Origin of the sequence: Rivularia sp. UHCC 0363 (assembly GCF_034931125.1) — a bacterium.
Lineage (GTDB): Bacteria > Cyanobacteriota > Cyanobacteriia > Cyanobacteriales > Nostocaceae > Rivularia.
The window spans coordinates 59784-72875 of the sequence record NZ_JAYGHM010000038.1 but is presented as its reverse complement, the minus strand read 5'-3'; the positions used below and the strand labels follow the sequence as shown (position 1 = coordinate 72875).

Sequence of the window (13092 nt, the reverse complement as noted above, 5' to 3'; positions counted from 1 at the left end):
CTAATCACCATCAATATTGTTTTTGCGTCTAACCCAACCTACAAACTTTAACTATCAACCCTATTAACACTAATAACAAAGATGCAAGTGGAAATGAAATCGAACTAATTGACCTTACCGGATTCGCAGGTAGAACCGTAACAGCGAGCTTTGAAGTCAACCGGGAAGCAAATTACAACAACAACGTTTACTTCTACACAGTTGATAACGCTAACGGTGAAATTGGTTCCTTAGCACCAAATACTAGCGGTTATCTGCAAGCTGCATTAAACAACGTTATTAACCCAACCAATGGATTATCAACACCCGACGAGAAAACCACAACAGGAATGCTTGATATTGCAGGTGGGGATATTTTGGGTATTGCGATCGTTGCTGACGGAACCTTAGAACAAGCGAAAAATCTTAATAGCGTAGAAGGGGTTTACTTCTCCTACATTGGAGCTAATACCGATAGCGGAAACTTCGATCATATTAAATTTGAGAACAATATATTCAAATTTGAAGATTTGGCTAACGGTGGTGACTCTGACTTCAACGACCTTGAAATCAAGATAGAATTTAGCGCGTGATATTACTCCCCCCTTTCCCCTTACAGCTAATCATAAAGCCGGGAAGGGACCAATTCCCAATTTCTCGTTCCCAGGCTCAGCCTGGGAATGCCGATGCAGGAGGCTCTGCCTCCACTTGAAACCCAACACAAAAACTGTGTGAACTTTTAGCCCAAAAACCCACAAAGTACACAGCCTAGGCTCTGCCGACCCTATATAAAGAAGGCAGTGCCTTCAGAGATGCGTTTCCAGTCGGAGACTGGGAACAAGGAAATCACTATTTTTATTAACTAGAATATACAAAAGTAGAATTAAACATCAATAATAAAAACTTGACTTGACAAAAATCATTCTAAAAGCAAAAAAGTAAATTAAACTGCAATTCATCAGATAAAAATCACCTTAGCTTTAACATGATGACCTGCGAACTCAACGGAATATACATTTATATCTATAATTAGCAAAGTAAAACACAAAAGTATTTCACAAACCTATAATCTGTATTAAGATACAGTATAGGTAAAAAACAAACTTGATTATTTGAGTGTTTTGCACTGTGTATAATAACGTAAAAAATATTATTAATTATTCAGATTTAAATTGCACTTAATCTGGATTTTTTTTCTTTTTAATAATTTACGAGTAGATTGATAACTGTGAATTCAAACCTCTTGCTAAAGACAGAAGTTTGAGATTACAAAGTTTAATTTTTATTGCGTTTATTAAAATACTTGTCATTACTAATGCAGCAGTAGCGAGTGTTCGCGTAGTGTTTTCCGAAGGCACATAATATCCTTCCGAAACGCTCACCGTTGAATGAATGTTCCGCTTAGCTCCGTTTGCAATGACGTATTTGAAGTAAATGAGCAAACGTGAAATTTCATCTGAATCTATGAGGCAATTGCTGACAACTCCAGCACTTCTGGTAAGTCAGTAAGGGAGTGCTGCGAGTAGTTGCACTTATCAGGTTTTCAACGCTGGGTAGATAAGGCGTGGGGTGTATCTCGGCACATCTATATATAGATCAACTAGGAGATTTCTCTCGAATGGCAACAGTTTTTATTAACGAGTTTCACTATAACAATACTGGTACTGATACTAACCAGTTCATTGAAATTGCAGGTCCTGCTGGTACCGACCTTAAAGACTACAGAATAGTTCTTTACGGTGATGATGGGAAGTTTTATAAAGAAGTAAAGCTAGGCGATGTACTATCCCAAACCGTAATCCAAGACCAAAATGATAAAGGTTTTGGTACAGTTGCTGTTGACTTTAGCGATATCAAAGATGGAACGGGCGCTATTGCTTTACTAAAAGGTACTACTGCTGCTGGCGATTTAGTTCAATTCCTTGGCTATGGTAGCAGCACTATCACCGCAGCAGATCAGCCTACTGGTATTACTAATGTACAAGGTCAAACCAGTGCTTTAATTGGAACCAACTTCCAACAGAGCGAATCTACTCCTGCAAATAGCTCTTTACAATTGCAGGGAACTGGTGACGAGAACTCTGAGTTTCAGTGGAAGATTGTTTCAGGTAGCAACAGCAAGAATAGTATTAACGCAAGCCAAATTTTAGATGGTGCTAATGCTGGTGATAAAACTGCGCCTACAATAATTGCAGCAAGTTTGAATGATAGTAATCTAAATGGCACTGGTAATATTGAAAGAACTGCTGCTATCGAAATTGAATTCACCGAATCACCTGCGTTAGGTTTGGCAGCAGGCATAAAAGCTGGTAGTGGTAACATCTCCATCTTCAACAACAATGGTACGCTTGTTCAATCATTTAATGCTGCTGATTTCACAACAGGTAATACAGCTGTAGATGATAAGGTAGTAATCGATTCTAGCAACAACAGAATCTTCATCAACCCCAAAAATGATTTAGTCAATGGTACAACATACTACGTACAAATCGACAATGGGGCGATTGTAGACTTAGCTGGAAATGCATACACAGCAGATACTGCTGCTGCTACTGCTGACAAAGCTGAATTGACCTTCACTGCTAACGATACTATTGCTCCTACAGAGGATTCAAGAACTCCTGCTGACGCTGCAACAAATGTTGCGGTTGATTCCAACTTGACCATTAACTTTAATGAAAATGTGAAGCTTGATCCTACAAAGACAATTAAGCTTTACAAAGATGGTGGTGACGGAACTTTTGACGGAACAGGAACAGGAACTGACGACACAGAGATACTAATTAGTTCACTTCAAGCCAATGGCGATACAGTAGTCATTGATCCTACTAACAACCTCGAATTAGATACAACGTATTTTGTAAACATTGAGAGTGGTGCAATTGAAGATTTAGCTGGAAATGATGCAGCAGCCATTACAGGCACAAGTTGGAGCTTCACTACAGCTAACACCCCAGCACCTGTAGTAACTAACCTTTCTCCTGCTAATGATATTAACGACCCAACAACAGGTACTGGAACAGTTCTTGCTGGTGAAGACTTAGTTATCACCTTTAACGAAGAAGTTAAAGCTGGTACTGGCAACATTACCATCAAGAAAGAATCAGACGATTCTATCGTTGAAACCATTTCTGTTAGCGATGCAAAGGTAAAATTTGAAGGTACAAAAGTAACCATCAATCCTTCTGCTGACCTAGAAGCTAACACTGGATACTACATACAAATTGACAACAACGCTATTGAAGATAGCGATAGCTCTAGTGTATTTTACGCTGGTATCAACGACAAGATTAATTGGAACTTCAGAACTGCGACTGATATTGTTGCACCTAAGTTAGCTTCCAGCAACCCCCTATCTCCTGCTGATAATGCAGTGAATGTTCCAACTGATGGTAGGTTAACTATCAAATTCGATGAAGCTGTAACTGCTGGAAAAGGTAAAATTTTCATCAAAGATGCTTCTGATAATAGCGTTGTTGGAACAGTTGAATATACTGCTGCTGGTACTGCTCCTACAACAAGTGGTGTAGTTCAAAGTGCAACTACATTAGCAGCAGGGGCTACATCTATTGACATTAATATCAAAACAGCTGTTGCCGACGACTTCAAAACTTCTACACAATACTATGTAGAAATTGAAGAAGGAACAGTTACAGATGTAGCAGGCAACAAATTTGCTGGTATCAGTGGTACAGATGCTTGGAACTTCACTACTGCAAGCGATGACGGTCCTGTTGTAGTAGGTGACTTCTCACCCACTGACAATACAACTAATTTTCCTATCGACGGTAACTTGGAAATCGAGTTCAACGAAGCTGTTACTGCTGGTAACAAGAAAATCTCTGTTAAAAGTACAGATGGTACAGATGTCAGAACTATTGATCTGACATCTGTACAACCTACAAGTCCTTCAGCAGGAGTTACAGAATATACTGTAGCTGGTGTTGGCAAAGTCACATTTAACGGTAAGAAAGTTACCATTGACCCAGCTAATAACCTCAGCACCTCCAAAGAATACTACGTAGAAATTGAAGACGGAGCAATTCAGGCTGCAGCTGGAGATAATGACACCTTTGACGGTATCACCGACAAAACAACCTTCAATTTCACCACTGCTGCTGCTGGTGAACCCGTTGCACTAACATTCACTCCTGCTGACGACAGCATGGGAGTTGCACTTGGTGACGACTTGAAGATTACCTTCAACGAAGCTGTTAGAGAAGGTACTGGTAACATCAGCCTCTTCAAAGCAGATGGTACCCTTGTTGAAGCCTTCAACGTTAGCGCTTCTAAAGTAACCAGCAGTGGTAACACAATTACCATCAACCCTACTGATAACTTAGAAGCTAACACCGACTACTACGTACAAATTGCAGCCGGTGCAATTAGAGACTTGTCTGGTGAAGCTTACGACGGTATTAACGATACTACTACCTTCAATTTCTCCACAACTTTACCCGACACCACAGCACCTGTAGTAACCGGAGCTACATCACCCGCAGACAACGCTACTAACGTTGCAGTAGATGCAAATATCAGCTTCAACTTGGGTGAAGACGTAACAGCAGTTGCAGGTAAAAACATCACCATCACAGATGCTGATGGAAACATTACCACAATCGCCGCTGATGATGCTCAGGTATCCATCGCTGCTGGTGGTGTAGTTACTATCAATCCAACTGCTGACTTGATGAACGGTAAAGCTTACACCGTAGCAATCGAAGATGGTGCATTCGCAGACGCTGCTGGCAACGAATTTGACGGTACATTGGCAACCGATGGTACCTTCAACTTCACCACAGTTGCAGCACCTGTAACACCTCCTGTAACACCTCCTGTAACACCTCCTGTAACACCTCCTGTAACACCTCCTGTAACACCTCCTGTAACACCTCCTGGAACAGTTATTAATCCTATCGAAACCAGCAACAAAGATGCTGCTGGAAACGTGATGGAAATAATTGACCTCACCGCATTCGCAGGTCAAACAGTAGAAGTTAGCTACGACGTTGATAGAGAAGCTAAGTACGATAACACCGTCTACTTCTACACAGTTAATAACGCTAACGGTGAAATCGGTTCCTTGGCACCTAGCGATGGAGCTGCTTACATTCAAGAAGCATTAAACAACATCGTTGGTCAAGCATTTACAAGTAATAATGCATCGGGAAGCTTCAATATTGCAGGTGGAGATGTTCTTGGTGTGTTATTGATTGCTGATGGTACTTTGGCAGAAGCTAAGAGCGACCTCAGCAGCGTAGAAGGCGTTTACACCTCTTGGTTAGGTGCTAACACTGATAACGGCAGCATAGACCACATCATCACCAGCGGTAACACCTTCAAGTTTGAAGACTTGGCTAACGGTGGTGACAGAGACTTCAACGACTTAGAAATCACTGTAGATTTCAAAATTGCTTAATTGATCAACGCATTTCCCGGCTACGGCTGGGAAACCTTAATTCCTAACTTGCACCTTAGCTATAAACCGGGTTTCTTCTCCTGCAAAAATTGTTTTTTCGTTTAGCGATTTGCGAGAAACTCGGTTTCTTTTTGCTTTTTGAAAATGTTGTAAGATATGTGTTAAGCAATCGGTAGGCTTCATCTTAGATTTTAAATGATGTATTGCCTCTAAATAGCCAGTTCATTATTTAAAATTCCTCAAAAAAAAAGCACCAGGTAATTTATTTTCCGGGTGCTTTTTTTTAATTGTCAATTCTCAATAGATATCTCCGGAAAAGATTTATATGGTTTCCTTCTTGACGCGCTTACCTTGTCGTTGCGTAACTCCTAACAAAATTATTTCTATGCATTCTCAAACAAAAGTAGCCACACCAGCTAGATTATCGCTAAACAAAAAACTATTATATTTAAACGTAATAAATACAAGGAAATAATAAATACAAAATGAGTTTATATACCTAAGTAATTGTAGGACAAGCTTTACTCATCCCACAAGTTACAAGCCCTCAGAAAAACTACCTTTTACCGTAAAAAAAAATCCCTTACAGCCAGCAATTTATCTATCCGGATTTTAGCTAAACAAATGAAATAAGTATGTCTACCATAAAACAAAATAAGTATTTCTCGGAATTTTTTGTTCTAATTTGTAGTTAATCTTCATTAATATTTTCCTATTACATGAAACCTCACCAAGTAAATTTTATCGGTTTGTTAGCGTTCACGCGAAGCGTGACTGTTAGGTCATACATAACCCCCGGATTTATCCGTGGATTAAACCAAAAAGGAAGCCCCTTAATTTTGTTTATAGGGAATTAATTACGTATTACGAATTATACTCACTCCCTCCTTAATAAGAAACGTGTCCGTAGAACGTAAGACGAAATGAGGTTTCAATAAATAAAAAATATTCTGGGTGCCAAAATCTGCTGATGTCCGCTGTGTTCGGTACGTGTTCCACCAATACTTAAGCAGTAACAATGGCTAATCCTAATCCAAAAGAGCAGTATATGCTCGAATTAATCAACCGGATGCGAACAAATCCGGAGGCTGAATATGATTTATTAGTTAATTCTACCGACGAAGATATTCAAAACGCTCTCTCATATTTCAAAGTTGATTTAAATCAGTTACGATCGCAGTGGGATCAACTCACACCCGCACAGCCGGTAGCTTGGTCTAATCAATTACATGAATCTGCTGTTGCTCACACTCAGTTAATGATTGACTATGACCAACAATCTCATAATTTACCCAACGAACCTAACTTAGGCGATCGCGTTGGCAATACTGGTTATCAATTTACTACGTTAGCAGAAAATATCTACGCTTACGGAACCTCTGTATTTGAAAGTCATGCAGCTTTTGCGATCGATTGGGGAGATAATCCCAATGGTATCCAAAATCCCCCCGGACACCGCAACACTACCATGTCCAGTAGTTATCGAGAAGTTGGGATTGGTATTTTACCCGAAGATAATCCTTCTACAAAAGTAGGCTCTTTACTCACCACTCAACATTTTGGCAGTAGCAAACAATTAGCAACAACTAATACATCTTGGTTGCTGGGTACAATATTCCGCGATGTTGATAACGATGATTTCTACAGCATCGGTGAAGGCTTAAGTGATATTACAGTTAATATTAACGGTATTAGTAACGCTACTTTCAGCACCTCAATTAAAACTGAAACCGCTGGTGGATACCAAACTTTATTATCTCCCGGAGATTATCAAGTAGAATTCATCCGGGACAACAACACCGTTAAAACCGAGCAAGTCACCATCGATGACGAAAACGTCAAACTCGATTTGATGATAGATGGTAAAACCTACCAATTAGATGATGGAAAACGCGACGCTCATTACAACCCTGGTAACGGTGACGCAATAGTATTTAACACTTACACCGTCGATTCCCAATTTGAAACAATCGATTTTATTTCCGTCGGTTTATCAAACTTAGGCAATCCATCAGCAATTTTTCTCTATCAAGATAAAGATAACGACAAGCAACCAGACAGTGACGAAAAAATATTAGAAGTTAACACCAACCTTTTAGATACAGAAGGTTTTGCTCATATCGCTATTAACCCCACAAAAGTAGAAAATACCTTCTTTGTTGGTGCTTTATACAAACATATAGACAACAAACCGACATGGATTCCTGTAGATAATGGTTCATCAGTCAACCAATCTTGGATCGCTGCAACTGACACTGATAATTTAGACTTAAACAGTTTCTCGACTTCCTTATTACAAGATAAAAATTGGCTCTTACGTGCTAGTTCATCAGACAAAATCATTACCCCTGTTGAACCACCAATTGAATTACCAACAGATCATAGTGAATCGCAACCTATCGGTACAAAACTGCAAAGAAGTAACAATATTGAATTAATAGATTTAAGCAGCCAAAATGGTGCTATTAAAACTACAGTATCAGTTACACGCGATGCAGATTATGACAATATTATCGGTTTTTACGCAGTTAATGATGCGAATGGTGGCATTAAAAGTAACGATGAAATAATTAACCCCGGTGATTCCAGATATAAACAAGCAGCCCTGCAAAATCGGATAACCAGCCTTGACCTGCTGCAAACTAAAGATTCTACACAAAGTAACTTCAACGGAACACTTGAGGGTGGTAGTATATTTGCTCCCTTCATAATTGTCGATAGTAGCTTCAACGATGCTCTTGACAACAAAGCAGAAGTATACTTTGCATATCAAGGAGCAAACACCGATAACTTCGACCATATTCGCTTGTTAGGTGACAACAGCTTTGGTTTTGAAGACTTACCCAAAGGTGGCGATCGCGATTACAACGATTTAATTATCAAAATGGATTTTGTTGTCTAAATAATGAAATAAATTATGTAGAGATCGGGAGCAATGCTACGTCTTTTAATTTCTACCGCACAACGAATAAATTTTGTACATAATCTTCAGAATTACTTCCCAGACCTCGGAACAAACACTGATGGTGTCAACCACCTGACAGTTACTAATCGTTCGCTTCCTTCGGCTTTGAAGATTTACCCAATGGTGACGATTTAGACTATAACGACCATTATGTCAAGGTAAATTTTACGGTTTAAATAATTCTAATTAATTGTTTAATTGTGATTATGGGTGGGCTTAACAACCCGCTCATTTTTGTATCCAGATAAAAACTGTATCTCAATTTTTAACAACGGTTAAACTATTAAATAGAATTCCGTACAATTCAATAACTGTAACAAATACTACGTATGAATCAACTTTACCCTTTACAATTACAAGAATTTTTAACTACTATAATTTTCAGTAATTACCCGAATAGCATATGTGACCATAACTAGGTATTAATACACTCAGTAGCTATAAGTAAAATTAAGCAAATGTTGTTCTTTATGCTTTATTAACCTTTAGACAACCCGTTAATAACTTTATAGGCATAACTTGATTAAAAGCTAATTGAAAGTAATTTATCACAGCGGCAACCCGAATGACACTGATATTATGACCGCAGTTTTGCAGATAGGCGATCGCACAATTAATCTTGATGAAATTGTTCCGCTGCTCAAGCAGTACGGAATGCTACCTCAGTTACTTAAAGAAATAGTTATTGATAATTCAACCGCTTCTATTCCGCTGACGGAAGAAGAAGTGCAAAACGCATATAAGCAGTTTTATCAGCAGCAGCAATTAGCGGATGAGCAGCAATTACAAGCTTGGCTCCAATCCCGCAGTCTGGAACGCGAACAACTAGATTATCTTGTAACTCGCGCTGTTCGTGTAGAAAAATTCAAACAAGACACTTGGGGGTCAAAATTAGAATCATATTTTCTTCAACGCAAAGAAAAGCTCGATAAAGTAATGTATTCCTTAATTCGGATTAATGATATTGCCATTGCTCAGGAATTATACTTTCGCGTCCAGGAAGATGAGCAGCCTTTTGCAGAACTCGCTCGCGAGTATAGTAAAGGACCCGAAGCGCAGACTGGTGGTTTAATTGGTCCGGTAGAATTGGGGGTTCCCCATCCAGTTTTAGCGAAAATGTTGCTCAAGGCTCAACCCGGACAAGTCTTACCACCCACTCGTTTGGGAGATTGGATTTTAATTGTCCGGTTAGACAATTTTATTCCCGCACAGTTAGATGCAGCAACACAACAGCGACTGTTAAACGAACAATTTGAAGCATGGGTACAAGCAGAAATTTCTTCTGCACTTAAAGATGGTAAGTTATCGGCAGATAATTCTACACAAAGCTAATTCGATTTTGGATTTTGGATTACCCTACGGGAAGACGCTTGCGCGTCAATGGATTTTGGATTGAAATGTAAAAGTTTTAAGTTAATGGCTTTTATGGTATGACGAAAAATAAAAAATATACCATTTTTTTCTGAGGCATCACTATCTAAATTATCCAAAATCCAAAATTCCTCAACTTTATATATCAGGTCAATCTAAAATCTAAAATCTAAAATCTAAAATCTAAAATCTAAAATTCAAATGAGTTATACAACAACTAACATTCAAGAATTTTTAACGGGGATTGCTCCCTTTAACCAGCTACAACCGGCTGTACTCACAAATATTTTAGAAAAAGCACAACTGTACCGTTACCGGATGGGACAGGTGATTTTAGCACGGGATAAAATGCCCGCTCAAATATCTATTCTTCATTCCGGACAAGTGCGTTTATTGGGTTACGAACCCCAAACCCAAATACCCGTAACTTTGGCAAGACTGCAACCCGGTGAAATAATGGGTTGGCTCGAAGCTGTACGGTCTGCACCTGGTTCTACGGCGATCGCTTCGACGGAAGTTATTTGTATTAACTTAAATACTGAGGATTTTCTGGCTTTGTTAGGTCAGGAAGAAAGCTTTGCATCCTATTTTTACCAGCGTGCGGGAATAGTTGAAGTATTTGAATTACTGTCGGTTCAACTGGGACAGCAAGCAAATAGCCAGTTAATTCTAGAAGCAGCCGATTGCAGTAATTGTAAAGAATTAACGTTGAAAATTTTTGATGATACACAAATTATTAATTTAACAACTCGCGATGCTGTAAAACAGTTGAGTCGTGATTTACTGTGGTTGGTGAGTGGAGGCACAGTTTCCCCCGAATTAATTGGCGATCGCTTTGACTCCACGCAATCTTTACCAAGAGGAAGTCGGGTACGCTTACTCGGTTTACCGACAAATATTTTTTCACCTTCCGAGCGCCTACTCGAAGATACCACCGAAGAAGCGCAACAAGTGGACATCACGGAAGTAATTCCCGCTGGTGCAACTTCAGCATACGACGATATCCCCTACGCACCCGTAGAACCACCAGAAGCAGATAATGGTAAAAAACGGCGTGATGCTCCTAGTAAATATCCCCATGTACGCGGGAGTGGTGGATTAAATGGGATTTTGGCTTGCTTCCAAATGTTGAGTAAGCATCTAAATATGCCCTTCCGTCGGGAAGTCATTCGTAAAGTCTTGATTAACCAGCAAAAACGCACGGGTTCGCTATCATTGCAGCAGTGCGGTGCAGTAGCGCAACTAGTTGGTTTAAGACCCCAGTTAGTCGGTGTACCCGTAAGCGCGATCGGGAGAATTGAAGCCCCCGCAATAGTCCAATGGCAAGATAGTTTTGCTGTAGTTTACGAAGTTACGAATAGAACCATCACACTCGGTGTACCGGAATCGGGAATTCTGCGTCAAAAGCCGCAAGATGTCGCCCAAGTGCTGCTGCAATCAAAACCCGAAACCGAAGAACAGCAAGATGTCGTTCCCATATTACTGCTGCAACCCACCTCAGAAACCCCTCAGCAAAAATTTGGACTCAGTTGGTTTTTACCATCTTTAAATAAGTATAAAGGCGTACTCGTAGAAGTATTTATTGCCTCATTCTTTGTCCAGTTATTCGGTTTGGCAAACCCCCTAGTTACCCAGGTAATTATTGATAAGGTAATTAATCAAAACAGCCCGGATACTTTACAGGTTCTCGGTGTTTTTCTATTGGTAATTGCAGTTTTTGAAGCAGTCCTTACCAGTATTCGGACTTATTTATTTGTTGATACCACCAACCGCATTGACTTAGCTTTGGGTTCGGAAATTATTGACCACTTGTTACGCTTACCATTGCGCTACTTTGAAAAGCGACCAGTGGGTGAACTTTCCACTAGGGTGAACGAATTAGAAAAAATTCGCCAATTTTTAACGGGAACTGCTTTGACAGTGGTTTTAGATGCGGTTTTTTCCGTTATCTATATTGTGGTAATGTTTATCTATAGCTGGTTACTAGCTTTAGTAGCTTTAGCGACATTGCCATTATTTGCTATCCTTACCTTTGTAGTTTCTCCGATTGTGCGCCGACAGCTACGGACAAAAGCAGAACGTAACGCAGAAGCCCAATCCCACCTAGTCGAAATTTTATCGGGTATCCAGACAGTTAAAGCGCAAAACATTGAATTGCGATCGCGCTGGCAATGGCAAGAACGTTATGCTCGCTATGTGAGTGCTGGTTTCACAAACGTCAAGACTTCGACTACGGCAGGTTCCACTAGTGGTTTTCTCAACAAGCTTTCCGGCTTACTCGTGCTGTGGGTGGGAGCTTATTTGGTATTAGAGGGAAAACTAACTTTAGGACAGTTAATCGCTTTTCGGATCATCGCTGGTTATGTGACATCTCCTCTCCTGCGTCTTACCCAGCTATGGCAAAACTTTCAAGAAACCGCTTTATCTTTGGAACGTTTGAGCGACATTATCGACTCACCCCAAGAAGCCACTGAAGAAGATAAAGGTAATATTCCCATGCCGATGATTGAAGGAGCGGTTAAATTTGATAACGTCTCCTTCCGCTTCAAACCCACCGGACCCATGCAGTTAAATAACATTAGCTTGGAATTTCCTGCCGGGGTATTTGTTGGTGTAGTCGGACAAAGTGGTTCCGGTAAAAGTACGCTAATGAAACTGGTACCGCGTCTGTATCCTTTAGAATCTGGACGCATTCTCATCGACGGTTACGACGTTAATAAAGTAGAACTTTACTCGCTACGAGAGCAAGTAGGAATTGTGCCTCAAGATACGCTGCTTTTTGAAGGTCCAGTACAGGAAAATATTGCCTTAAATTATCCTGATGCCACTCCAGAGGAGATTATAGAAGCAGCTAAAATCGCAGTGGCTCATGATTTCATTATGGAGCTACCTAATGGTTACAATAGTAGAGTCGGTGAACGAGGTAGCGCTTTATCCGGCGGACAGCGCCAAAGAATCGCAATTGCCCGGACAATTTTACAAAATCCCCGTTTATTAATCCTTGATGAAGCTACCAGCGCTCTAGACTACGAATCCGAACGTCAGGTATGCTTAAACTTAGCAGAAGCCTTTAAAGGAAGAACTGTATTTTTTATTACACATAGATTGAGTACTATCCGCAATGCCGATATTATCTTGATGTTAGATAAAGGTTACGTTGTAGAACAAGGAACCCATCAAGAATTAATGTCACTCAAAGGGCGTTACTACTGTCTATATCAGCAACAAGAAGCACAAATTTAAAAAAAATCTGGGACATGGGGCATAGGTTAAAGGTTAAAGGTTAAAGGTTAAAGGTTAAAGGTTAAAGGTTAAAGGTTAAAAATTCAATAACTCCCAACTCCTAACTCCTAACTCC

General features: G+C 39.9%; 6 protein-coding genes and 1 pseudogene. All 7 read left to right on the top strand.

Annotated features, from left to right (window positions below; translation table 11 throughout):
• Positions 1-329 precede the first annotated feature (329 nt).
• Positions 330-572, top strand: coding sequence for a DUF4114 domain-containing protein (locus VB797_RS20925; protein WP_323239668.1), 243 nt, complete (start codon positions 330-332; stop codon positions 570-572).
• 1025 nt (positions 573-1597) lie between these two features.
• The gene (locus tag VB797_RS20920) at positions 1598-5398 is read left to right on the top strand and encodes an Ig-like domain-containing protein (protein WP_323239667.1); all 3801 of its coding nucleotides are present in this window, start codon (positions 1598-1600) and stop codon (positions 5396-5398) included.
• Between the two features lie 1018 nt (positions 5399-6416).
• The gene (locus VB797_RS20915) at positions 6417-8300 is read left to right on the top strand and encodes a DUF4114 domain-containing protein (RefSeq protein WP_323239666.1); all 1884 of its coding nucleotides are present in this window, start codon (positions 6417-6419) and stop codon (positions 8298-8300) included.
• Between the two features lie 33 nt (positions 8301-8333).
• Positions 8334-8498: a hypothetical protein gene (locus VB797_RS20910; RefSeq protein ID WP_323239665.1), complete on the top strand. Its 165-nt coding sequence runs from the start codon at positions 8334-8336 to the stop codon at positions 8496-8498.
• Positions 8492-8539, top strand: a pseudogene (locus tag VB797_RS35020) (hypothetical protein); the annotation flags it as partial. The gene VB797_RS20910 and the pseudogene VB797_RS35020, both read left to right, overlap by 7 nt.
• Before the next feature lie 403 nt (positions 8540-8942).
• The gene (locus VB797_RS20905; RefSeq protein ID WP_323239672.1) at positions 8943-9695 is read left to right on the top strand and encodes a peptidylprolyl isomerase; all 753 of its coding nucleotides are present in this window, start codon (positions 8943-8945) and stop codon (positions 9693-9695) included.
• A 240-nt stretch (positions 9696-9935) separates the two neighbouring features.
• On the top strand, positions 9936-12977 hold the full coding sequence (locus VB797_RS20900; protein WP_323239664.1) for a peptidase domain-containing ABC transporter: 3042 nt from the start codon (positions 9936-9938) through the stop codon (positions 12975-12977).
• Positions 12978-13092 lie beyond the last annotated feature (115 nt).